General features: G+C 73.1%; 20 protein-coding genes and 1 riboswitch. Of the genes, 11 read left to right on the top strand and 9 right to left on the bottom strand.

Going from position 1 to position 22171, the window contains the following annotated elements; translation table 11 throughout:
- The first annotated feature begins 32 nt into the window (after nt 1-32).
- Nucleotides 33-144: riboswitch (ZMP/ZTP riboswitch) on the top strand.
- A 31-nt stretch (nt 145-175) separates the two neighbouring features.
- The 3 genes from AB0G63_RS18465 (at nt 176) to AB0G63_RS18455 (ending at nt 3555) form a co-directional block, all read left to right on the top strand.
- Nucleotides 176-1630, top strand: a complete 1455-nt coding sequence (locus AB0G63_RS18465; RefSeq protein WP_360751091.1) for a glycine hydroxymethyltransferase — start codon at nt 176-178, stop codon at nt 1628-1630.
- A gap of 195 nt (nt 1631-1825) precedes the next feature.
- Nucleotides 1826-2836, top strand: a complete 1011-nt coding sequence (gene trpS / locus AB0G63_RS18460) for a tryptophan--tRNA ligase (RefSeq protein WP_360751209.1) — start codon at nt 1826-1828, stop codon at nt 2834-2836.
- A gap of 140 nt (nt 2837-2976) precedes the next feature.
- Complete coding sequence (locus tag AB0G63_RS18455) at nt 2977-3555, top strand: 2'-5' RNA ligase family protein (RefSeq protein WP_360751089.1); 579 nt, start codon at nt 2977-2979, stop codon at nt 3553-3555.
- Between the two features lie 33 nt (nt 3556-3588).
- Here AB0G63_RS18455 and AB0G63_RS18450 read toward each other — a convergent pair whose 3' ends face one another.
- Both AB0G63_RS18450 and AB0G63_RS18445 read right to left on the bottom strand, forming a co-directional pair.
- Entirely contained in the window at nt 3589-4344 is a 756-nt protein-coding gene (locus AB0G63_RS18450) for a decaprenylphospho-beta-D-erythro-pentofuranosid-2-ulose 2-reductase (protein WP_360751087.1), read from the bottom strand.
- Nucleotides 4345-4355: 11 nt separating this feature from the next.
- Nucleotides 4356-5705, bottom strand: coding sequence for an FAD-binding oxidoreductase (locus tag AB0G63_RS18445; protein WP_360751085.1), 1350 nt, complete (start codon nt 5703-5705; stop codon nt 4356-4358).
- 241 nt (nt 5706-5946) lie between these two features.
- Between AB0G63_RS18445 and AB0G63_RS18440 the strand changes: the two genes are divergently transcribed.
- The 4 genes from AB0G63_RS18440 to AB0G63_RS18425 are packed head-to-tail and all read left to right on the top strand — an operon-like array spanning nt 5947 to nt 8798.
- The gene (locus AB0G63_RS18440) at nt 5947-6438 is read left to right on the top strand and encodes a phosphatase PAP2 family protein (protein ID WP_360751206.1); all 492 of its coding nucleotides are present in this window, start codon (nt 5947-5949) and stop codon (nt 6436-6438) included.
- Entirely contained in the window at nt 6431-7411 is a 981-nt protein-coding gene (locus AB0G63_RS18435; RefSeq protein WP_360751083.1) for a decaprenyl-phosphate phosphoribosyltransferase, read from the top strand. Before AB0G63_RS18440 ends, AB0G63_RS18435 begins: the two co-directional genes overlap by 8 nt.
- Nucleotides 7408-7875 carry a GtrA family protein gene (locus AB0G63_RS18430; RefSeq protein WP_360751081.1) on the top strand — a complete coding sequence of 156 codons (468 nt, stop codon included), beginning with the start codon at nt 7408-7410 and terminating at the stop codon, nt 7873-7875. The genes AB0G63_RS18435 and AB0G63_RS18430 overlap by 4 nt, the downstream gene beginning before the upstream one ends.
- Nucleotides 7863-8798 (top strand): YihY/virulence factor BrkB family protein, encoded by a 936-nt coding sequence (locus AB0G63_RS18425; protein WP_360751079.1) that lies wholly within the window; start codon nt 7863-7865, stop codon nt 8796-8798. The genes AB0G63_RS18430 and AB0G63_RS18425 overlap by 13 nt, the downstream gene beginning before the upstream one ends.
- Here AB0G63_RS18425 and AB0G63_RS18420 read toward each other — a convergent pair.
- The gene (locus AB0G63_RS18420) at nt 8746-10023 is read right to left on the bottom strand and encodes a D-alanyl-D-alanine carboxypeptidase (protein ID WP_360751077.1); all 1278 of its coding nucleotides are present in this window, start codon (nt 10021-10023) and stop codon (nt 8746-8748) included. The two genes, AB0G63_RS18425 and AB0G63_RS18420, sit on opposite strands and share 53 nt — an antisense overlap.
- A gap of 91 nt (nt 10024-10114) precedes the next feature.
- On the opposite strand from AB0G63_RS18420, the gene AB0G63_RS18415 reads away from it, so the two are divergent.
- The gene (locus AB0G63_RS18415; protein WP_351888132.1) at nt 10115-10354 is read left to right on the top strand and encodes an SCO4848 family membrane protein; all 240 of its coding nucleotides are present in this window, start codon (nt 10115-10117) and stop codon (nt 10352-10354) included.
- Between the two features lie 108 nt (nt 10355-10462).
- Nucleotides 10463-11716 carry a metallophosphoesterase gene (locus AB0G63_RS18410; protein ID WP_360751203.1) on the top strand — a complete coding sequence of 418 codons (1254 nt, stop codon included), beginning with the start codon at nt 10463-10465 and terminating at the stop codon, nt 11714-11716.
- 1131 nt (nt 11717-12847) lie between these two features.
- Here AB0G63_RS18410 and dmpG read toward each other — a convergent pair.
- From dmpG to mhpD, 3 genes are read right to left on the bottom strand one after another with little or no spacing between them, the layout of a single operon-like run.
- A complete protein-coding gene (dmpG, locus tag AB0G63_RS18405; protein ID WP_360751075.1) occupies nt 12848-13909 on the bottom strand; it encodes a 4-hydroxy-2-oxovalerate aldolase in 1062 nt (353 codons plus the stop codon).
- On the bottom strand, nt 13906-14877 hold the full coding sequence (locus AB0G63_RS18400; RefSeq protein WP_360751073.1) for an acetaldehyde dehydrogenase (acetylating): 972 nt from the start codon (nt 14875-14877) through the stop codon (nt 13906-13908). The genes dmpG and AB0G63_RS18400 overlap by 4 nt, the downstream gene beginning before the upstream one ends.
- Nucleotides 14874-15737, bottom strand: a complete 864-nt coding sequence (gene mhpD / locus AB0G63_RS18395; RefSeq protein WP_360751071.1) for a 2-keto-4-pentenoate hydratase — start codon at nt 15735-15737, stop codon at nt 14874-14876. The genes AB0G63_RS18400 and mhpD overlap by 4 nt, the downstream gene beginning before the upstream one ends.
- A 131-nt stretch (nt 15738-15868) precedes the next feature.
- Between mhpD and AB0G63_RS18390 the strand changes: the two genes are divergently transcribed.
- Complete coding sequence (locus AB0G63_RS18390; RefSeq protein WP_360751200.1) at nt 15869-16591, top strand: IclR family transcriptional regulator; 723 nt, start codon at nt 15869-15871, stop codon at nt 16589-16591.
- Between the two features lie 149 nt (nt 16592-16740).
- On the opposite strand, the gene AB0G63_RS18385 is transcribed toward AB0G63_RS18390, so the two are convergent.
- Both AB0G63_RS18385 and AB0G63_RS18380 read right to left on the bottom strand, forming a co-directional pair.
- Nucleotides 16741-18135 carry a HAMP domain-containing sensor histidine kinase gene (locus tag AB0G63_RS18385; protein WP_360751197.1) on the bottom strand — a complete coding sequence of 465 codons (1395 nt, stop codon included), beginning with the start codon at nt 18133-18135 and terminating at the stop codon, nt 16741-16743.
- A 56-nt stretch (nt 18136-18191) separates the two neighbouring features.
- A complete protein-coding gene (locus AB0G63_RS18380) occupies nt 18192-18917 on the bottom strand; it encodes a response regulator transcription factor (protein ID WP_360751069.1) in 726 nt (241 codons plus the stop codon).
- 165 nt (nt 18918-19082) lie between these two features.
- On the opposite strand from AB0G63_RS18380, the gene AB0G63_RS18375 reads away from it, so the two are divergent.
- Entirely contained in the window at nt 19083-21491 is a 2409-nt protein-coding gene (locus AB0G63_RS18375) for an MMPL family transporter (protein WP_360751196.1), read from the top strand.
- On the opposite strand, the gene AB0G63_RS18370 is transcribed toward AB0G63_RS18375, so the two are convergent.
- A complete protein-coding gene (locus AB0G63_RS18370; RefSeq protein ID WP_360751067.1) occupies nt 21484-22101 on the bottom strand; it encodes a Uma2 family endonuclease in 618 nt (205 codons plus the stop codon). The genes AB0G63_RS18375 and AB0G63_RS18370 overlap by 8 nt on opposite strands.
- Nucleotides 22102-22171: the final 70 nt, after the last annotated feature.

The following is a 22171-nucleotide window of genomic DNA, read 5'->3' as shown; positions in this document are numbered from 1 at the left end:
GCCTGGGCCGTCCGGCCCGCCCGGTAGGCTGGCCGGCGGGCCGTGACTGGCGCGCTGGACCCCCGTCGCAGGGTCCGAGGATGGGACCGACCATCGGGAAGCGGCCCGAGCAGAACATGTGTGCCGTGCGCCTGGGCCGTACCGTGAACGCCGAACGCCACGTCCGGAGGTCCTCATGCCCGACAACTCTGCGCCCCTGTCCACCGAGTCCACCGCCTTCCGCGCCGCCCTCGACGTGATCCGCGCCGTGGAGCCGCGGGTGGCCGACGCCATCGGCCAGGAGGTCGCCGACCAGCGCGAGATGCTCAAGCTGATCGCCTCCGAGAACTACGCCTCCCCGGCCACCCTGCTGGCGATGGGCAACTGGTTCAGCGACAAGTACGCCGAGGGCACCGTCGGCCGCCGTTTCTACGCCGGCTGCCGCAACGTCGACACGGTGGAGTCGCTGGCCGCCGAGCACGCCCGCGAACTGTTCGGCGCCCGGCACGCCTACGTCCAGCCGCACTCCGGCATCGACGCCAACCTGGTCGCCTTCTGGGCCGTCCTCGCCGACCGGGTCGAGGTCCCGTTCCTGCAGAAGACCGGCGTCCGCCAGATCAACGACCTCTCCGAGGCCGACTGGGCCGAGCTGCGCCACGCCTTCGGCAACCAGCGCATGCTCGGCATGTCCCTGGACGCCGGCGGCCACCTCACCCACGGCTTCCGCCCGAACATCTCCGGCAAGATGTTCGACCAGCGCTCCTACGGCACCGACCCGGCGACCGGCCTCATCGACTACGACGCCCTGCGCGCCCAGGCCCGCGAGTTCAAGCCGCTGATCATCGTCGCCGGCTACTCCGCCTACCCGCGCCTGGTGAACTTCCGGATCATGCGCGAGATCGCCGACGAGGCCGGCGCCACGCTCATGGTCGACATGGCCCACTTCGCCGGCCTCGTCGCCGGCAAGGTCCTCACCGGCGACTTCGACCCGGTTCCGCACGCCCAGATCGTCACCACCACCACGCACAAGTCGCTGCGCGGTCCGCGCGGCGGCATGGTCCTGTGCGACGACTCCCTCAAGGACCAGGTCGACCGCGGCTGCCCGATGGTGCTGGGCGGCCCGCTCCCGCACGTCATGGCCGCGAAGGCGGTCGCCCTCGCCGAGGCCCGGCAGCCCGCCTTCCAGGACTACGCCCAGCGCATCGTCGACAACTCCCGTGCCCTCGCCGAGGGCCTGACGCGCCGTGGCGCCACCCTCGTCACCGGCGGCACCGACAACCACCTCAACCTGATCGACGTCGCCACCTCCTACGGCCTCACCGGCCGCCAGGCCGAGGCCGCGCTGCTCGACTCCGGCATCGTCACCAACCGCAACGCCATCCCGGCCGACCCGAACGGCGCCTGGTACACCTCCGGCATCCGCGTCGGCACCCCGGCCCTGACCACGCGCGGCCTGGGCACCGCCGAGATGGACGAGGTCGCCGGCCTCATCGACCGGGTGCTGACCACGACCGAGCCCGGCACCACCAAGTCCGGCGCCCCGTCCAAGGCCGCCCACGTCCTCGACGCGAAGACCGCCGACGAGATCTCCCGCCGCGCCACCGACCTGGTGGCCGGTTTCCCGCTGTACCCGGAGATCGACCTGGGCTGACGCCCGACCGTGTGATCCGCTCGACGGCGGCCCGGCCCGGTGCCGGGCCGCCGTCGTCACACCGTCGGGAAGAAACCGGATCACACCTGTTTCCGGCCGGTTCCGGATCAGCCCCCGGTACCTGAGAGAATGGTGAGCATGGCTTCTGACCGCCCGCCCGTCGCCCACCACCACCCTCAGGGGAATGGCTCCGCCATGCCGAGCAGTCCGCGAGTGCTCTCCGGAATCCAGCCCACCGCAGGCTCCTTCCACCTCGGCAACTACCTCGGCGCCGTCCGCCAGTGGGTGGACCTGCAGGAGACCCACGACGCGTTCTACATGGTCGTCGACCTGCACGCGATCACCGTTCCGCAGGACCCGGCCGAGCTGCGCGCCAACACGCGCCTGGCCGCCGCGCAGCTGCTGGCCGCCGGCCTCGACCCGGACCGCTGCACCCTGTTCGTCCAGAGCCATGTCCCCGAGCACGCCCAGCTCGCCTGGGTCATGAACTGCCTCACCGGCTTCGGCGAGGCCTCCCGCATGACCCAGTTCAAGGACAAGTCCGCCCGGCACGGCGCCGAGCGCGCGTCCGTCGGCCTGTTCACGTACCCGATCCTCCAGGTCGCGGACATCCTGCTGTACCAGGCCCACGAGGTGCCGGTCGGCGAGGACCAGCGCCAGCACATCGAGCTGACCCGCGACCTCGCCGAGCGCTTCAACGGCCGCTTCGGCGAGACCTTCACCATCCCCAAGCCGTACATCCTCAAGGAGACGGCGAAGATCTACGACCTTCAGGACCCGTCGATCAAGATGAGCAAGTCGGCGTCCACGCCGAAGGGTCTGATCAACCTTCTGGACGAGCCGCGGGCCACCGCCAAGAAGGTCAAGAGCGCCGTCACCGACACCGACACGGTCGTGCGCTACGACACCGAGAACAAGGCCGGCGTCAGCAACCTGCTCACCATCTACTCGACGCTCACCGGGACGGGAATCACCGAACTGGAGCAGAAGTACGAGGGCAAGGGCTACGGTGCGCTCAAGACGGACCTCGCCGAGGTCATGGTCGAGTTCGTGACGCCGTTCCGGGAGCGCACCCAGCAGTACCTGGACGACCCGGAGACGCTGGACTCGATCCTGGCCAAGGGCGCGGACAAGGCGCGCACGGTCGCCGCGGAGACACTCGCCCGGGCGTACGACCGGGTGGGCTTCCTGCCCGCCAAGCACTGACGCGCACCACCGCGCGGACGCGGCACGCGCCAGAGCGCCGCACATCACTCCGGTTGCGCCTGCCCGCACCCCGGCCGTGGCCGTACAGTCGATAACCGGACGGCTTCAGACACCAACCCGTCACGACGACAGGAGACGACGTGGGGACCGTAACGATCGGTGTGTCGATCGCGGTCCCGGAGCCTCACGGCAGCCTGCTCCAACAGCTGCGCGCGGGCTTCGGCGACGCCGCGGCGCACGGCATCCCCACGCACGTCACGCTGCTGCCGCCGACGGAGGTCGACAGCGCGGCGCTGCCCGCCATAGAGGCGCACCTGACCGAGGTCGCCGCGGCCGGCCGGCCGTTCCCCATGCGGCTGTCCGGCACCGGCACCTTCCGGCCCCTTTCGCCGGTGGTCTACGTGCGGGTCGCCGAGGGCGCCGAGGCGTGCGCCTGGCTGCAGAAGCAGGTCCGTGACGCCTCCGGCCCCGTGGCGCGGGAACTCCAGTTCCCCTACCACCCCCACGTCACCGTCGCGCACGGCATCGACGACGCGTCGATGGACCGCGCCTTCGAGGAACTCGCCGACTACGAGGCCGCCTGGCCCTGCACCGGGTTCGCGCTGTACGAGCAGGGCGCGGACGGCGTGTGGCGCAAGCTGCGCGAGTACGCCTTCAAGGGCGCGGTGGTGCCCCCGCAGGCGGGACACGTGGAGCACGGGCCCCTGCCCACCCGTTAGCCGCGTCCGCCGGGTCTGCCGCGGCTACCGCGTCTACACGGGCAGCCGCCGGAACACCGCCCGCGGCACGTGCCGCAGCGCCGACATCACCAGGCGCAGGGTCCCCGGCACCCACACCGTCTCCGAGCGCCGCCGCAGCCCCAGTTCGACGGCCGCGGCGACCGCCTGCGGCGTGGTCGCGAGCGGCGCCTCGGCGAGGCCCGCGGTCATCTTCGACCGCACGAAGCCGGGGCGTACGACCATCACGTGCACGCCGGTGCCGTGCAGCGCGTCGCCCAGGCCCTGCGCGAAGGCGTCCAGGCCCGCCTTGCTGGAGCCGTAGATGAAGTTGGCGCGGCGGGCCCGCTCCCCGGCGACGGAGGACAGCACCACCAGCGAGCCGTGGCCCTGCGCCTGCAGGGCGCGTGCGCTGACCAGGCCCGCCGACACCGCGCCGGTGTAGTTGGTCTGCGCCACGCGCACCGCGGCGGACGGGTCGCGCTCGTCGTGCGCCTGGTCGCCGAGGATCCCGAAGGCCAGCAGCACCATGTCGATGTCGCCCTCGGCGAAGACCTTGCCGAGCACCGTCTCGTGGGAGTCGGGGTCGAGCGCGTCGAAGGCGACGGCGCGCACCTCCGCGCCCAGCGCGCGCAGGCCGTCCACGGACCGTTCCAGCGCGGGCGACGGGCGTCCGGCCAGCCAGACGGTGCGGGTGCGGCGCGCGATCATGCGGCGTGCGGTGGCGAGCCCGATGTCGGACGTGCCGCCGAGGACCAGCAGGGACTGGGGGATGCCGAAGGCGTCCTTCACGACAGCGACTCCTAGAGGGTGAGGCGGCGGGAGAGGTCGGAGATGAACACCCCGCGCGGGTCCAGCTCCGCGCGCAGTGCGCGGAAGTCGTCCAGGCGCGGATACATCGCGGCGAGCAGTTCGGGGCGCAGCCGGGAGTCCTTGGCGAGGTAGACGCGCCCGCCGGCCGCGGCCACCTCCTCGTCCAGCTCGTCGAGGAACGCGCCCAGGCCGGGCAGGTTCGCCGGGACGTCCAGGGCGAGCGTCCAGCCGGGCACCGGGAAGGACAGCCAGCCCGGGTCGGCCTCGCCGAACCGCTTGAGTACGGCCAGGAAGGACGGGCAGCGGCGCTCGGAGATGCGCCGCACGATGGAACGCAGGGCGTCCTCCCGGCCGTGGCCGACGACGAACTGGTACTGCACGAAGCCGCCGCGGCCGTAGATCCGGTTCCAGTGGGGGACCCCGTCGAGGGGGTGGAAGAAGGTGGAGATCCGCTGCAGTTCGCCGGTGCGCGCGCGGGGCGCCTTGCGGTACCACAGCTCGTTGAACAGGCCCACGGTCGTGCGGCTGAGCAGCCCCTCCGGCAGGAAGGCGGGCGCCGCCGGGAAGCGCGGGGTGCGGAAGGCGAGCGGGGCGCTGCGCGCGCGTGCCGGCAGCGCGTCCAGCGGCGCGTGGTCGCCGCGGGTGAGGACCGCGCGGCCGGTCGCCGCGCCGCGCGCGAGCAGGTCGATCCACGCGACGGAGTAGCGGTAGCGGTGGTCGGTGGCGGTCAGCCGGGCCATCAGGTCGTCGAGGTCCGCCGCGCGTTCGGTGTCGACCGCCATCAGGGACGTCCGCACGGGCAGCAGACGGACGGTCGCGGTCAGGATCACGCCGGTCAGGCCCATGCCGCCGGCGGTCGCGTCGAACAGCGGGGTGCCGCGGCCCACCGTGCGGATCGTGCCGTCGGCGGTGAGGAGTTCGAAGGACAGCACGTGCCGGGCGAAGGAGCCCGACACGTGGTGGTTCTTGCCGTGGATGTCCGCGCCGATCGCGCCGCCGACGGTCACGTACCGGGTGCCGGGCGTCACCGGCACGAACCAGCCGAGCGGCAGCAGCACCTCCATCAGGCGGTGCAGGGAGACGCCCGCGTCGCACAGCACGGTCCCGCCGTCGGCGTCGATGGCGTGGATCCGGTCCAGGGCCGTCATGTCGAGGACGGCGCCGCCGGCGTTCTGCGCCGCGTCCCCGTAAGCCCGCCCCAGACCTCTGGCGATGCCCCCGCGGGCCCCGCACTCCCGGACGGCGGCGGCGGCCTCCTCGTACGTCCGTGGGCGGATCAGACGGGCCGCGGTGGGCGCGGTGCGGCCCCAGCCGGTGACGGGAACGGTCTCGACAGACATGCCGGTGACCGTATCGCCCCTATGTGGCCCATTAGTTCAGAAACATGGATTCTCTCCCCGAAATGGGTGATTAATGGGATGTCGCTCAATATTGACGGAGTTCCGGCCGGGTCGGCGTGAACAGTGAGTCGTCATGGACCACCTGGACCACCTGGACCACCTGGACGAGCACGACGACCTCGGCCGCCGCGACGGTCCCGACACGAGCGACGCACCCGGCGCACCCGGCGCACCCCACGGCATGGACCACCGGATGCTCACGGCGCTCCGCGCCCGCGGCGGCGACCCGCGCGTCGCCGCCACCGCGCGCGCCCTGTCGTGGGCCGGCGAGCACGGCGCGGTCTGGCTCGCGGCGGGCCTCGCGGGAGCCGCCGTGGACGGCGCGCGGCGCGGCGCCTGGTTGCGCGGCACGGCGCTCACCGCTGGCGCGCACGCCGTCAGCATGGGGGTGAAGAGGGTGGTGCGCCGCCCACGCCCGGCGCACGTCGAACCGCTCGTGCGCACCGCCGGCCGGCACTCCTTCCCCAGCTCGCACGCGAGCTCCGCGGTGGCCGCCGCCGTCGCCTACGGCGCGCTCGGCGCGTACGTGATCCCGCCGCTCGCCGCCGCGGTGTGCCTCTCCCGCCTGGTCGTCGGCGTGCACTACCCCTCGGACGTGGCGGCGGGCGCCCTCCTCGGAGCGCTCACGGCCTGCGTCGGGGCGCGCTGGATGCGGGGAGGCGCTCATGACTGAGACAGCGCCCCTCACGGGCGGCGCGCGCACCCGCGGCCCGGCGCTGCACGGACAGCGCACGCCCCACCGCCGGCCCGAGCCACCCCCGAAGGGCACCCTCGTCGGCGGACTGCTGAGGACCGCGCGCCCCAAGCAGTGGGTCAAGAACGTCCTGGTCGTCGCCGCTCCCGCCGCCGCGGGCAGGCTGTTCTCGTGGCACGCCGTCACCGAACTCGCGTTCGTCTTCGCGCTGTTCACCGCCTGCGCCGCGGCCGTCTACCTGATCAACGACGCCCGCGACGTGACGGCCGACCGCGCCCACCCCACCAAACGCCGCCGCCCGGTCGCCGCCGGACAGGTCCCGGTGCCCGTCGCCTACGCCGTCGGTGCCGCCCTCGGCGTGCTGGCGCCGGCCGTCGCGGCCCTGCTGGTCTCGCCGGCCGTCGCGGCGCTGCTGACGGCCTACCTCGGCATGCAACTGGCGTACTGCGTCAGCCTCAAGCACGTCCTGGTCGTCGACCTGGTGGTCGTCACGACCGGATTCCTGATGCGGGCGATGGTCGGCGGACTCGCGCTCGGCATCCCGCTCTCCCGCTGGTTCCTCATCACCACCGGCTTCGGCGCGCTGTTCATGGTGTCGGCCAAGCGGTACTCCGAGGCCGTCCAGATGGCCGGGAAGGGGGGCGCCACGCGCGCGCTGCTCACCGAGTACACCACCGGCTACCTGCGCTTCGTATGGCAGCTCGCGGCCGGCGTCGCCGTCCTCGGCTACTGCCTGTGGGCGCTGGAGGAGGGCGGCGTCCCGAACACCAGCGTGCTGCCCTGGCGCCAGCTGTCCATGGTCGCCTTCATCCTCGCGATCCTGCGCTACGCGGTCTTCGCCGACCGCGGCACCGCCGGCGAACCCGAGGAGGTCGTGCTGCGCGACCGCGCGCTCACCCTCATCGGCGTGGTGTGGCTGGCGATGTACGGCCTGGCGGTGGCCAACTGGTGAGCGCACGCCTGTTCCCGCGCGGCCGCCCCGCGGCGTCCACGCGCGCGTGGAGACACGAACTCGCCGGCTTCGCCGCCGTGGGCCTCCTCGCCTACGCCGCCGACCTCGCCGTGTTCACCTGCCTGCGCGGCCCCGCGGGACTCGGCCCGATCACCGCCAAGGCGCTGTCGTTCGCCGCGGGCTGCGCGGTGGCGTACGCGGGCAACGCGCTCGGCACCTACCGGGGCCGCGGACCCCGCGGCCCGCGCCCGTGCGCCGTCTTCTTCGCGGTGAACGCCGCCGGCGCCCTCGTCCAGCTGCTCTGCCTCGCCGTCAGCCACTACGGCCTCGGTCTCACCTCGCAGCGGGCGGACACCGTCTCGGGCGCCGGGATCGGCATGGCGCTCGCCACCGTGCTGCGCTTCTGGGGCACCCGGACATTGGTCTTCTCCACCGAGGGCAGAGTCGGGACATGGACTGGCTGAAGAAACTCCCCGTCGTCGGGCCGTTGATGGCATGGCTGACGACCACGCACGCGTGGCGCTCGTACCAGCGCCTGGACCGGGTGAAGTGGACCCGGCTGGCCGCCGCGATGACCTTCACCAGTTTCGTCGCGCTGTTCCCGCTGCTCACCGTGGCCGCCGCCGTCGCCGCCGCCACGCTCAGCGAGAGCCGGCAGAAGGAGATCCAGAACAAGCTCGCCGAGCAGGTGCCCGGCATCTCCGACCAGCTCGACATCGAGGGGCTGGTCCGCAACGCCGGCACCGTCGGCCTCATCGCGGGCGCCCTCCTGCTGTTCACCGGCATCGGCTGGGCGGGCGCGACACGGGACTGCCTGCGGGCGGTGTGGGAGCTGCCGGACGAGGAGGAGAACGCCCTCCTGCGCAAGGCCAAGGACCTGGGCATCCTGCTCGGCCTCGGCGGCGCGATCCTGGTGACGCTCGCCGCCTCCGCCGTCGCCTCCGCGATGGTCGGCTGGATCATCCGGCAGCTCGGCATCCGGGAGGGCGGCTGGGGAGGCGTCCTGCTGTACGCCGCCGCGTTCGCCGTCGCGGTGCTCGCCGACTTCCTGCTCCTGCTGTACGTCCTGACCCTGCTGCCCGGCGTCGAACCGCCGCGCCACCGTCTGCTGGTGGCCGCGCTGATCGGCGCGGTCGGCTTCGAAGTGCTGAAGGCGCTGATGAGCGGCTACCTCCAGGGCGTGGCGGCCAAGAGCATGTACGGCGCCTTCGGCACGCCGGTCGCCCTGCTGCTGTGGATCAACTTCACCTCGAAGCTGGTCCTGTTCAGCGCCGCGTGGACCGCGACGCGGAGCAAGAACGCCGAGGACGCCGAGGACGCCGAGGTCGCCGAGGTCACGGACGCGGACGGCGACGCACCAGGTCCGGCAGCGGCCAGCGGCGGTTGACCAGGAACGCGGCCCCCGCGAGCAGCACCAGCAGCCCGCCGGCGATCGCCAGGGCCGTCCCCATGCCGCCGGAGCGGCCCCCGGCCGAGGCGTTCACGGCCGGCGTCGCCGGTACCGCGCCGGCCCCGCCCGTCCGGCCGGGCGTGGCGTTGGCGCCCGGCTGCGCGCTGGCCTGCGCGGCGCTCCTCGGCGGCACCAGCTCACCGACCGGCCGCACCTTCCCGGCCGCCTTGAAGCCCCAGTCGAACAGCTGGGAGGTCTCCTTGTAGACCTCGTTGTGCTCTTCCTTCTCCGGGTGCATGACGGTGACGAGCAGCACCCTCCCGCCGCGCTCGGCGACGCCGGTGAAGGTGGCGCCGGCGTTCGTGGTGTTGCCGTTCTTGACGCCGGCGATGCCCTGGTAGACGGAGACGTCCGAGTCGCCGGTCAGCAGCCGGTTGGTGTTCTGGATCTCGAAGGACCCGCGGACCTTCTTGCCCTTCTTGTTCTTCGTCGTCTCGCCCGGGAACTGCGCCCGCACGGTCGAGCAGTACTCGCGGAAGTCCTTCTTCTGCAGCCCGGAGCGGGCGAACAGGGTCAGGTCGTAGGCGGAGGAGACCTGCCCCGGCGCGTCGTAGCCGTCCGGCGTCACCACGTGTGTGTCGAGGGCCTGCAACTCCTCGGCGTGCTCGTTCATCTCCTCGACGGTGTTGTCGACGCCGTCGTTCATCGCCGCCAGCACGTGCACGGCGTCGTTGCCGGAGCGCAGGAAGACCCCCAGCCACAGGTCCCGGACGGTGTAGGTCTCGCCCTCCTTTATCCCGACCATGCTGGAACCGGCTCCGACGCCCGCCAGGTCGGTGGGGACCACCTTGTGCTCCATCGTCTTCGGGAACCTCGGCAGCACCGTGTCCGCGAACAGCATCTTCATCGTGCTCGCCGGGGGCAGCCGCCAGTGCGCGTTGTGCGCGGCGAGCACCTCGCCGGACTCGGCGTCCGCGACGATCCACGAGCGCGCGGTCAGCCCCTTGGGCAGCACCGGGGCGTCGCTGCCCAGGTCGGCCTGGGTGCCGGGCCGCCCGAGCCGGGCGCCGCCCATGCTGGACATGCTCGCCGGGGGAGTGGCCGACGGGCTCGTGGAGGGGCTGGGCGCCGCCAGGGCGGCGGGCGCGGTCAGCGCGAGGGACGACAGGACGGCGGAGGCGGCCAGCAGGGAACGCCGGGCGGTCTTCATGGGTGCGGGCACGACCGAGAAGGTACCGGCCGTCCGCCGTGAAGTCCCACCACCCCGCCCACCCCGCGCACCGGACCGGAACCGGTATGGCGATACTGAACGCATGAAGCTCAGCCGCCCGGTCTCCTGGTTCCTGCTCGCCTTCGGGGTGTGGAGCTGGGTCATCTGGGTCACTTTCGTCAAAAACCTGATCAAGGACAGCAGCGGGCAGGCCTTCGACGACGGCCACCCGACGGCGTTCTTCTGGGTGCACCTGACGCTGGCCGTCGTCTCCTTCGTATTGGGGACGGTCATCGGGGGCATCGGGTTGCGCGGACTGCGCGCATTGCGCCGCACCTCATAACCCGCACGCACCGACCCGCAACCCGCACGCAGCAACCCGCAGCACCGCCCCGCGCACCGGCCCGCGGGGACGGACACGACCGGCAACGGGGGTCACGGCACGGTGGTCATCGGCATCGTCTTCGCGCTGCTCGTCCTCGGCGTCCTGGTGACGGGCAACTGGTACCTGTGGCGCCGGCTGTTCCGCGACACGACGCGCGGCCCGGGCCTCGCCCGCCGGGCGGGCGCGGCGGTGATCGCCGGCGGCTGGCTGCTGGCGGTCGGCGCCCTCGTCGCCGAGCGCGCCGGGGCGCCCTTCTGGCTCCAGCGCACCCTGGCCTGGCCGGGCTTCCTGTGGCTGCCGCTGTCGCTCTACCTGCTGCTGGCGGTGGTCGCGGGCGAGGCCGTACGGCCCCTGCTGCGCCGTCTCCCCACCCGGCGGGCGCGCACCGCGGCGGCCGTACCGCAGGCGGAGCCGGTGCCCGCGGGGGCGCCACCGGCCGCGCGGGCACCTGGGGCACCCGGGGAAGTCGGGGATTGCGAGCCTGTGGCGGAGGCGGCCGGCCCCTCCCGCCGCCTCTTCGTCTCCCGCGTCGTCGCGGGCGCCGCCGCCACGGCCGCCGCCGGGACCGTCGGCTACGGCACGTACGGCGTCCTGCGCGGACCGCGGGTGAAACGGGTCACCGTCCCGCTGGCCAAGCTCCCGCGCGCGGCGCACGGTTACCGCATCGCGGTCGTCAGCGACATCCACCTGGGACCGGTGCTGGGCCGCGGCTTCGCCCAGAAGGTCGTCGACACGGTCAACGCGACCCGGCCCGACCTCGTCGCCGTCGTCGGCGACCTGGTGGACGGCAGCGTGCGGGACCTGGGCCCGGCGGCGGCCCCGCTGCGGCAGCTGACGGCGCCCGCCTACTTCGTCACCGGCAACCACGAGTACTTCTCCGGCGCCGAGCAGTGGGTCGAGGAGGTGCGGCGGCTGGGCCTGCACCCGCTGGAGAACGCCCGTACCGAACTGCCGTGGTTCGACCTGGCCGGCGTCAACGACCTCCAGGGCGAGCGGGAGGGCCGGGGCCCCGACTTCGGCAAGGCGCTCGGGGACCGGGACCCGTCCCGCGCGTGCGTGCTGCTGGCCCACCAGCCGGTGCAGATCCACGAGGCCGTCCGGCACGGCGTCGACCTGCAACTGTCCGGCCACACGCACGGCGGCCAGCTCTGGCCGGGCAACTTCCTCGCGGCCGCCGCGAACCCGACCGTGGCCGGTCTGGAGCGCTACGGCGACACCCAGCTGTACGTCACCCGCGGCGCGGGCGCCTGGGGACCGCCCACCCGAGTGGCGGCCCCCTCCGACATCACGGTGATCCAGCTGGCCTCGACCCGGGCCTGAGCCAGCGCGCCGGGAACGGCGGGCACCGGCCCGTGATCGGCGACACCTTGCCGGACTGGCAGGCCCTGGCCGGGACCGGCAGCCCAGGCCGGACTGGCAGGCTCCGGCCGGGATCGGCAGCTCCGTCGAGTCCGGCGGCCTTGGCCGGGATCGGCAGGTCCCAGCTCGGGATCGGCAGTCCCACCTGGGGTCGGCAGCCCAAGCCCGACTGGCGGGCCCAGCTGGATCGGCAGCTCTGTCGGGCTCGGTGGCCTTGGCCGGGGTCGCCAGGCCTGACTGGCACCGGCAGCTCCAGGCGGGATTGCCGCCTCGGCTCGGGAGGGGCGGCACCTGGCCGGGACCAGCAAGTCTCGCCTGGGGTCGGCAGGCCGAGCCGGGCTGGCGGGCCTATCTGGATCGGCAGCTCCAGGCGGGATCGCTGGCCCAAGCCGGGGCCAGCAGGTCCAGGATTGGCAGCCCGAGCCGGATTGGCAGCCCGAGCCGGATCGGCAGCGCGAGCCGGATCGGCCGGCCCCATCCGGGGTCGCCAGTCCAAGCTGGGATTAGCAGGGTCGGGACCGGCAGGCTCCGCCCAGATCGGCAGGCCAAGCCGGACTGGCGGGCCCAGCTGGATCGGAAGCCCTGTCGGGACCGGTGGCTCTGACCGGGCCCGGCAGCCTCCAGCCGGGATTGCCCTCCCCTGCCCGGGACCGGCGGTCCCCGCCCAGGGGCGGCAGGCCAAGCCGGACCGGCGGGCCCAGCCGGATCGGCGGGCCCAGCTGGATCGGCGGGCTCAGCTGGATCGGTAGCCCCGTCGGGACCGGTGGCCCTGGCCGGGATCGCCAGGCCTGACCGGGCCCGGCAGCTCCAGCCAGGATCGCCGTCCCTGGACCGGGGCCGGCAGGCCCGGTCAGGATCGGCAGCGCGAGCCGGATCGGCCGGCCCCACCGGGGGCGCCACCCCAAGCCGGGACCCGCAGGATCGGGACCGGCAGCGCGAGCCGGACCGGCAGGCCCCGGGGAGGATCGGCACACCCGCCGGGATTGGCAACCCGCCGGGATTGGCAACGCGCCGGGATCGGCAACCCGCCGGGATCGGCAACGCGCCGGGATCGGCGCCGTGGGCCGGGGTCGGCGGCATCTGGGGTTGGGGTCAGCCCTTCGTGGCCGCGACCAGGTCCAGGGCGATGTCCGTGATCATGTCCTCCTGGCCGCCGACCATGCCCCGTCGGCCGGCCTCGACCAGGATCGAGCGGGTGTCCAGGCCGTACCGGGCGGCGGCGGTCTCCGCGTGCCGCAGGAAGCTGGAGTACACGCCCGCGTAGCCGAGGCTCAGCGTCTCGCGGTCCACCCGGACCTCCCGGTCCTGCAGCGGCCGTACGAGGTCGTCGGCTGCGTCCATCAGCGGGAACAGGTCGCAGCCGTGCTTCCAGCCCGACAGGTCGGCGACGGCGATGAACGCCTCCAGCGGGCAGTTGCCCGCGCCCGCGCCCTGCCCGGCGAGGGAGGCGTCGACGCGCACGGCGCCGCTCTCGACGGCGACGACGGTGTTGGCCACGCCCAGGGCCAGGTTGTGGTGGGCGTGGATGCCCAGCTCGGTGGCCGGGTCGAGGACGTCGCGGTAGGCGCGGAACCGGTCGCGCACGCCGTCCATGGTGAGCCGGCCGCCGGAGTCGGTGACGTAGACGCAGTTGGCGCCGTAGGACTCCATCAGCTTGGCCTGGCGGGCCAGTTCGGCGGGCTCGGCCATGTGGGACATCATCAGGAACCCGGCGACGTCCATGCCCAGCTCGCGGGCGGCGGCGATGTGCTGGGCCGCGATGTCGGCCTCGGTGCAGTGGGTGGCGACGCGCACCGAGCGGATGCCGAGGGCGTGCGCCTGCCGCAGGTCGTGCAGGGTGCCGATGCCGGGCAGCAGCAGGGTGGTGGGCACCGCCTGCCGCACGGCGCCCACGACGGCCTCGATCCACTCCCAGTCGGTGTGGGCGCCGACGCCGTAGTTGATGCTGGAGCCGGCCAGGCCGTCGCCGTGGGCGATCTCGATCGCGGAGACGCCGGCCGCGTCCAGCGCGGCGGCGATGGCCGACGCCTGCTCGACGGTGTAGCGGTGGCGTACGGCGTGCATGCCGTCCCGCAGGGTCACGTCCTGCACGTACAGGGCGGGCGGGACGGACGCGCCGGCGCCGGTGGTCGTGTCGGTCTGGGTCGTGGTCATCGTGCGGCCCCCTCGGTGGAGCGGTGTGCGGCCATGCGCTCCGCGGTGCGCAGCGCCGCCGAGGTCATGATGTCGAGATTTCCGGCGTAGGCCGGGAGGTAGTGGGCGGCGCCCTCGACCTCGAGGAAGACCGAGACCTTCAGCGCCTCGGCGCCTTCACCGCGCGCCGTGGCGGGCAGCAGGGCGCGCAGCGGGTCGTCGGCCGGCACCCGGTCGAACTGCACCTTCTGCTTGAGGCGGTAGCCGGGCACGTACGCCTGGACGCGGCCGACCATCTCCTCGACGGAGGCCGTGACGGCCTCGGTGTCGCAGTCGGAGACGAGGCAGTGCACGGTGTCGCGCATGATCAGCGGCGGCTCGGCCGGGTTGAGGATGATGATCGCCTTGCCGCGGGCGGCGCCGCCGACCCGCTCGACGGCGGAGGACGTGGTCTCGGTGAACTCGTCGATGTTCGCCCGGGTGCCGGGGCCCGCGGAGCGGGAGGCGATGGAGGCGACGATCTCCCCGTAGTGGACGGGGGTGACGGCGGAGACCGCGGCCACGATCGGGATCGTGGCCTGGCCGCCGCAGGTGACCATGTTGACGTTCGGCGCGTCGAGGTGGGCGTCGCCGTTGACCGGGGGCACCACATAGGGGCCGATGGCGGCCGGGGTGAGGTCGACGAGGGTGCGGCCCAGGGGGCGCAGCACCTCGTCGTGGCGCTTGTGGGCGCCGGCGGAGGTGGCGTCGAAGACGATCTCGATGTCGGCGAACTCGTCCATCGCCACCAGGCCGTCGACGCCCTCGTGGGTGGTGGCCACCTTCAGGCGGCGGGCGCGGGCCAGTCCGTCGGAGTCGGGGTCGATGCCCGCCATGGCCGCGATCTCCAGGCTGTCGGACAGCCGCAGCACCTTGATCAGGAGGTCGGTGCCGATGTTGCCCGATCCGATGACGGCGACCTTGGTACGGGCGTTCGTCTCGCTGCTCACTTGTCGTCTCCTTCTGCTCCTGCTGCGGCTCCTGCTGCTCCTGCTGCGGCGAACCCGACCCGCGCGGAGCCCAGGCCGGGGATGCTGGTCTCGAACACGTCGCCCGGGGCGGCGGGGACCATCGGGCCGAGGGCCCCGGTCAGCACCAGGTCGCCCGCCCGCAGCGGGTCGCCCATGGCGGCCAGGGCGGAGGCCAGCCAGACGGCGGCGTTGAGGGGGCCGCCGAGGCAGTCGGCGCCGGTCCCCTCCGAGGCCGGTTCGCCGTTGCGGGTCAGGGTCATCCGCAGCGCCCGCAGGTCGACCGCGGTCAGCGGGACCGGGGTGCCGCCGAGGACGTACAGCCCGCAGGAGGCGTTGTCGGCGACGGTGTCGACGATGGAGATGTCCCAGTCCTGGATGCGGCTGTCCACGATCTCCAGCGCGGGCAGCGCGAAGTCCACGGCGCGCAGCACGTCGACGACGGTGCACTCCCGGTGCGGCAGGTCACGGCCGAGCACGAGCGCGACCTCGGCCTCCACCTTGGGCTGCAGCAGCCGCCCGGCGGGCACCTCGCCGCCGTCCGGCACGGCCATGTCCGCGAACAGGGCGCCGAAGTCCGGCTGGTCCACGCCGAGCTGACGCTGCACGGCCGGGGAGGTCAGGCCGATCTTGCGGCCGACGACGCGGCGGCCGGCGGCCTGGCCGCGGCGCAGGTTCAGCCGCTGCACGGCGTAGGCGGCGTCGATGTCGCCGTCCGCGAAGAGGGTGCGCACGGGCGGACAGGCGGCACCGGTACGGGCGGCCTCGGCGAGCGCGTCGGCGGCCTTGGCCACGTCCGGTGGCGCGGCGTCCGCCAGGACGCTGTCGGGGACGGTCGGCACGGGCTACCTCCAGGAGGGGAGTGATGGGACCGGGTGGGGCTCGGCGCCCCGGTGTCTGCCGACCGGTATAGACAGTGCGGCGCCGTCGCGACAAACTTTGTTCCGTGACACGGAACAACATGGGCGGCAGCATGCTGGAGAAGGCGGCCCGGATCTTGGAATGCTTCCCGCCGACCGGTGGCCCGTACCGTCTGACGGAACTCGCCGAACGGTCGGGCCTGCCCAAGCCGACCGTCCACCGGCTCGCCGCGGACCTGGTGGCCCTCGGCTGGCTGGAGCGCTCGGGCGCCCACTACCGGCTCGGCGCGAAGCTGTTCGAACTCGGCTCGCTGGTCCCGCACCGGCGTGATCTGCGGGAGGCGGCGTTGCCGTTCCTGCAGGACCTCTTCGAGGCCACCCGCGAGACCGTCCACCTCGGCGTCCGGGAGGGCCTGGAGGTGGTCTACCTGGAGCGCATCCACGGCCACGAGGCCCTGCAACTGCCCTCCCGCATCGGCGGCAGCCTCCCGCTGACCTGCACCGGAGTGGGCAAGGCCCTGCTCGCCTTCTCCGGCGCCGAACTCGCCGACGAGGTCTTCTCCAGCCCGCTGCCGAGCCTCACCCCGCACTCGATCACCGACCCGGCGCGGCTGCGCATGACGCTGGAGAAGATCCAGGTCTCCGGCCTGGCCTACGAGGAGCAGGAGGCCGCCCTCGGCGTGAGCTGCATCGCGGCACCGGTGTTCGCCGGCGGCACGGCCGTGGCCGCCCTCTCGGTCGCCGTCCCCCGCTCCCGCTTCCGCCCCGCCCAACTGGCCCCAGCCGTGAGAACAGCGGCCCTGGGCCTGTCCCGCAGCCTGCGCGGCGGCGTCTGAGGCCCTGCTCCGCGACGAGCCCCACGGCGCTACGGCCTCACAGCCTCACAGCCTCACAGCCCCACAGCCCTACGGCCCCACAGCCCTACGGCCCCACAGCCCTACGGCCCCACAGCCCTACGGCCCCACGGCCCCACAGCCCCACAGCCCTACGACCGGGCCGTCGCCTGGGCCGGCAGGGTGACCGTCACCGTCAGGCCCCTGCCCGGGGCCGTGGACACCGTCACCTCGCCGCCGTGCGCCTGGACCACGCCCTGCACGATCGCCATGCCCAGCCCGCTGCCCGCGCCCCCTCCGGCGCGGAAGAACCGGTCGAAGACGCGGGCCGCGTCCTCCTCCGCCAGCCCCGGACCCTCGTCCGCGACACACAGCCGTACGAGCCCGTCCGTCCGCTCCACCCCCAGCCGCACCGGCACGTCGGCGGGCGTGTGCGTGCGCACGTTGCCCACCAGGTTGCCGAGCACCTGCCGCAGCCCCGACTCGTCGGCGCGCACCAGCAGGGAGCCGTCGGCGCCGACCGAGATCGGCCGCTCCGGCTGCTGCACCCGCAGGTCCTCGGCCGCTTCCCGCATCAGGCGGCTGACGTCGACGTTGCGGAACCGCAGCTCGGGCCGCTGGTCGAGGCGGGCCAGCGTGAGCAGCTCGTCGACCAGCCGCCCCATGCGGTCGGTCTCCGCCAGCACCCGGTCCCAGGCCCGCCGCCGCTCCGCCGGATCGCTCAGCATGCCCTTGTCGTACAGCTGGAGGTAGCCGCGGATCGCGGACAGCGGGGTGCGCAGCTCGTGCGAGGCGTCCGCGACGAAGCGGCGCAGCTGGGCCGCGCTGTCCTCGCGCGTGCGGTACGCCGACTCGACCTGGTGCAGCATCGAGTTCAGGGCGAGCCGCAGCTGTTCCACCTCCTGCGTCGGATGGTGGCTGGAGGGCACCCGCCGGGTCAGGTCGCCCTCGGCGATCGCCGACGAGGTCTCCACCATGTCCTCCAGCGGCCGCATCCGGCGGCTCACCGACACCATCGTCAGCCAGGCCAGCAGCATCAGCAGCAGCGTGCCGATGGTGAGGTCGAGCTTGAGGGCCTTGGCGATGCCCCGGTGCAGGGCCTCCGTGGAGCTGGCCATCAGCACGAACGTGCCGTCGGCGAGCGGGGTCGCGGTGGCGCGGTAGGAGGCGCCGTGCACGGTCACCGAGTGCGGCCCGGCGCCCCGCGCCAGGCCGCCCGGGTCGCGGACGGCCTCCGCGAGGGCCCGCTGCGCCCCGGTCGGCCTGAACCCCATGACGCTCAGCGGCTCCCCGTGCCCGTCGACCGCCGCGAAGATCGAGTCCGGCGTCGACCGTTCGTCGGTGTGCTCCGGCGCCAGCCGCTCACGGACGAACCCCAGCACGCTCAGAGAGTCGATCTCGCGCAGCGTCAGCTGCGAACCGCCCAGCGAATCACGGGTCTTGGTCAGCTCGGTGTCGACCTGGTCGAGCAGGTAGTACCGCATGCCCATCAGGCTGACCGCGGTCGCCGCGACGATGCCGAGCGCGAGCAGCGCCACGTTCGCCATGGTCAGCTTGGCCCGCAGCGAGTGCAGGCCCCGTCTGCAGCGCGGCCGCGGGACCCTCACGCGAGCCCGTATCCCACCCCGCGCCGGGTGGTGATCACCGGCGCCCCCAGGGTGTCCAGCTTGCGCCGCAGATAGCTGATGTAGGTCTCCACGACCGTCGACTCGGTCGGGGCGTGCTCGTACTGCCAGACATGGCGCAGCAGTTGCTCCTTGGAGACGGTCCGGCCGCCGTTGCGCACCAGGAAGCGCAGCAGCGCGTACTCGGTGGGGGTGAGCTCGACGGTGCGTCCCGCGCGGTGGACGCTGTACGTCGTCTCGTCCAGCTCCAGGTCGCCGTACCGGAGCGGCGGCCGCTGCGGCAGCACGTCGGCGGGCCGGGTGCGCCGCAGCACCGCACTGATCCGGGCGACCACCTCGTCGATGTTGAACGGCTTGGTGATGTAGTCGTCGCCGAAGCCCAGCGCGCCGACGATGTCGGCGGGCGCGTCGCGTGCGGTGAGGAACACCAGCGCCAGCTCGGGCCGCTCGGCGCGCAGGCGGCGGCCCAGGGCGCGGCCGTCGCCGTCCGGGAGCATGACGTCGAGCAGGGCGGCGTCGATCGGGGCCGCTCCGCGCGGGCCCGGCCGGGCGGGGGAGCCGGCCCGCTCGACGAGCGCGAGCGCCTCCCGGACGCTGCCCGCCGTCAGCACCTCGAAGCGGTGGTAGCGCAGGGCGATGGCAAGGACGTCCGCGATGCTCGGCTCGTCCTCCACCACCAGTACCGTGCCGGGAACCGTCGTCATGCCCACCAGTATCGGGCGGGGCGCCGGGGGCCGGGCGTGATACCTCTTTGGAGTTCCTTGAGAGTCGAGCGGGCCGGCGCCCACGCGCGCGTGGCGGCGCCGATGCTGTTGCCCTGACCCCGGGGGACGGACCGAGCGACTGAGGAGCTGTTGAAGTTGGCGGCATTGGCACGCTGGTGCTACCGGCACCGGCTGGTGGTCCTTTTGCTGTGGGTGGGGACGCTGTTCGGGCTGGGCTTCTCGGCCTCGGCCGCGGGCACGGACTACGCGAACGTCTTCTCCCTCCCCGACACGGACTCCAAGAGCGCCTTCGACCTGATGCAGAAGGCGTTCCCGGACACCGCCGGCGACACCGACACGGTGGTGTGGAAGGTCGACGAGGGCACGGTGAGGGACCAGGCGGTACGGTCCCGGATCCAGCCCGCCCTCGACGACATCGCGAAGATGCCCGGCGTCGGCGCGGTGACCGGCCCGTACACCGGGCCCCGGGGCGCGGCGCAGATCAGCCGCGACGGGAAGATCGCCTACGCCCAGGTGACCTTCGCCAAGCGCGCGAACGAGGTGCCCAAGGAACTCGTCCAGGACGTGGTCGACACCGCGCAGGAGGCCCGGCGCGACGGCCTCCAGGTCGAGTTGGGGGGCCAGGCGATCTGGCGCGTGCAGGAGCCGCCGCAGGGCCTGTCGGAGATGGTCGGCATCGTCGCGGCGGCCGTGGTGCTGTTCCTGGCCTTCGGCTCGCTGGTGGCGATGCTGCTGCCGATCGCGATCGCGGTGTTCGGCGTCGGCACGGGCCTGTTCTCCACCCAGCTCCTCAGCCACACGTTCGAGATCCCCGACATCGCCCCGCTGCTCGCCTCCCTGATCGGCCTCGGCGTCGGCATCGACTACGCCCTGTTCATCGTCACCCGGCACCGCCGCGGCATCCTGCGCGGCATGGATCCCGAGGACGCCGCGGTCACGGCCCTCAACACCTCCGGCCGCGCGGTGCTGTTCGCGGGCGGCACGGTGTGCATCGCGCTGGCGGGCATGCTGGTGACGCGTCTGCGGTTTCTGGACGGCGTGGTCGTCGGCACTTCGCTGACGGTGGTGCTGAGCGTGCTGGCGGCCACCACCCTGCTCCCGGCCCTGCTCGGCTTCCTCGGCCCGCGGGTCCTCAGCCGCCGCCAGCGCCGCCGGCTCGCCGCCGAGGGAACCGCCGAGCCGGAGAAGGCGAGCGGACTCGCGGCCCGCTGGTCGTCGAAGGTCGAGAAGCGCCCCGTCGGCATCGCCGTGCTCGCGCTGGTCGTGATGGCCGTCCTCGCCGTCCCCGTGCTGTCGCTGCGCCTCGGCGCCACCGACCAGGGAAACGACGAAGCGTCCAGCACCACCAGGAAGGCGTACGACCTGCTCGCCGAGGGCTTCGGGCCCGGCTTCAACGGCCCGCTCCAGGTGGTCGCCGTCAGCGGCGACACCGCCACGCTGGTCAAGGACATCCAGGACACGGCCGGGGTCGCCCGGGTCACCGCGCTGCCGCCCGCGAAGGGCGTGACGGTGATCCAGGTCATGCCGACCACGTCACCGCAGTCCAAGGAGACCGACCGGCTGATCGACACCCTGCGCGACGACGTGATCCCGCGGGCGGGCGCACAGGCGCACGTGGGCGGTGTGACGGCCGTGTCGAAGGACTTCGCGTCGGTGACCGGCGACCGTCTGCCCCTCTTCATCGCGACGATCATCGGGCTGGGCTTCCTGCTGCTCCTGATCGCCTTCCGTTCCCTGGTGGTGCCGCTGACGGCCGCGCTGATGAACCTGATCGCCGCGGCGTCCTCCTTCGGCGTGCTGGTCGCGGTCTACCAGTGGGGCTGGGGCCTGGACCTGCTCGGCCTCGGCAAGGAGGGCCCGATCAACGCCTTCCTGCCGGTCATCATGCTGTCGCTGCTGTTCGGCCTGTCCATGGACTACCAGGTGTTCCTGGTGAGCCGCATGCACGAGGAGTGGGTGCACACCCGCGACAACGCGCGGGCGGTCCGCGTCGGCCTGGCCGAGACCAGCCGCGTGATCAACTCCGCGGCCCTGATCATGGTCTGCGTGTTCCTGGCGTTCGTCCTCAGCGGCAACTCGGGCGCGGCGATGGCGGGCGTGGGCCTGGCCGCCGCGGTGGCGCTCGACGCCTTCGTGCTGCGTACGGCGCTGGTGCCGGCCGTGATGCACCTGGTGGGCACGTCCAACTGGTGGCTGCCGGGCTGGCTGGAGAAGCGGCTGCCGCACCTGGCGGTGGAGCCCAAGGAGGAGGACGTGGAAGCGGCGGCCGAGCCGGGCCCCGCCTCGGTGATCCACGGCTTCGTCCGCACGCCGGACGGTGAGCCGGTGGAGGACGCCTCGGTGACGCTGATGTCGAAGGGCGGCCGTCAGCTGGACCGCGTGACGTCCCTGGCGGACGGCTCGTACATCGTGTCGGTGCCGGGTCCGGGGGCGTACCTGCTCGCGGTGACGGCGTCTTCGCACGGGACGCGGGCGAGGCACGTGGTGGTCACGGAGGGACCATTGGTGTACGACGTGGAGTTGACCGAGGGCGAGGTGGACGCGGTCAACTAGCTTTCTTCTGCCCGGCCTTGAGGATCTGGTCGACGTCGAGGGTGACCTTGGCGCCGATGGAGTCGGGCAGGGTTACGAGGTCCCCGGGGGCGTGCGGGCGGTGGTACTGGTACGCCCCCCCGACGGGTTCCGCGAGCACGTGAAGACGCTGGTGTTTGCGGTCGACGACGACGTAGACCGGCACCTCGGCCTCCGCGTAGGCGGCGACCTTCGTCTTGAGGTCGTCCTTCCAGTTTCCGGAGGTGACCTCCAGGACGAGACGGAAGCAGACCGGGTCGTACGCGTTGTTCTCGATGTAGTGGTCGTCGATGTCGGCGTCGACGACCACGAGGTCGGGGATGGCGTAGTCCTCGGCACCGGTCGGCAGCCAGAGCCCGACGTTCTGCAGGACCTCGGTCTCAGCGCCGTGCAGTCCGGCGTCGATGAAGGGGATCATGAGGCCGGTCAGGGCGCGGGCGTGGGGGGCATCCGGGGATGGGGTCACGAGGAGGTGGCCTCCGATGATCTCGACGCGGTAGCCCGGATGGCGCTCCATGATCTCGTCGGCGAGGGCCGTGAGCGAGAACGGCTCGTCGTCGTCGAAGGGCTGCTCGACGGATGCAGCGGACATCGCGTGCCTCCTAGGGGCTGGTGTCGAGAACATCATCGTAGGCAGGCGCGGCACCGGGCGTCCCGTTCGA

Source organism: Streptomyces sp. NPDC020996 (genome assembly GCF_040641355.1).
In the GTDB taxonomy this organism is placed as follows: Bacteria; Actinomycetota; Actinomycetes; order Streptomycetales; family Streptomycetaceae; genus Streptomyces.
This window is presented reverse-complemented; position numbering and strand designations above follow the sequence as displayed.

Coding starts and splice junctions, on each gene's coding strand:
- AB0G63_RS18435 (WP_360751083.1), top strand. CDS start 6,431: ATGACTGAGACAGCGCCCCTCACGGGCGGCGCGCGCACCCGCGGCCCG.
- AB0G63_RS18370 (WP_360751067.1), bottom strand. CDS start 22,101: ATGTCCGCTGCATCCGTCGAGCAGCCCTTCGACGACGACGAGCCGTTC.
- AB0G63_RS18385 (WP_360751197.1), bottom strand. CDS start 18,135: ATGGCGAACGTGGCGCTGCTCGCGCTCGGCATCGTCGCGGCGACCGCG.
- AB0G63_RS18465 (WP_360751091.1), top strand. CDS start 176: ATGCCCGACAACTCTGCGCCCCTGTCCACCGAGTCCACCGCCTTCCGC.
- trpS (WP_360751209.1), top strand. CDS start 1,826: ATGCCGAGCAGTCCGCGAGTGCTCTCCGGAATCCAGCCCACCGCAGGC.
- AB0G63_RS18440 (WP_360751206.1), top strand. CDS start 5,947: ATGGACCACCGGATGCTCACGGCGCTCCGCGCCCGCGGCGGCGACCCG.
- AB0G63_RS18415 (WP_351888132.1), top strand. CDS start 10,115: ATGAAGCTCAGCCGCCCGGTCTCCTGGTTCCTGCTCGCCTTCGGGGTG.
- AB0G63_RS18390 (WP_360751200.1), top strand. CDS start 15,869: ATGCTGGAGAAGGCGGCCCGGATCTTGGAATGCTTCCCGCCGACCGGT.
- AB0G63_RS18445 (WP_360751085.1), bottom strand. CDS start 5,705: ATGTCTGTCGAGACCGTTCCCGTCACCGGCTGGGGCCGCACCGCGCCC.
- AB0G63_RS18380 (WP_360751069.1), bottom strand. CDS start 18,917: ATGACGACGGTTCCCGGCACGGTACTGGTGGTGGAGGACGAGCCGAGC.
- dmpG (WP_360751075.1), bottom strand. CDS start 13,909: ATGACCACGACCCAGACCGACACGACCACCGGCGCCGGCGCGTCCGTC.
- AB0G63_RS18425 (WP_360751079.1), top strand. CDS start 7,863: ATGGACTGGCTGAAGAAACTCCCCGTCGTCGGGCCGTTGATGGCATGG.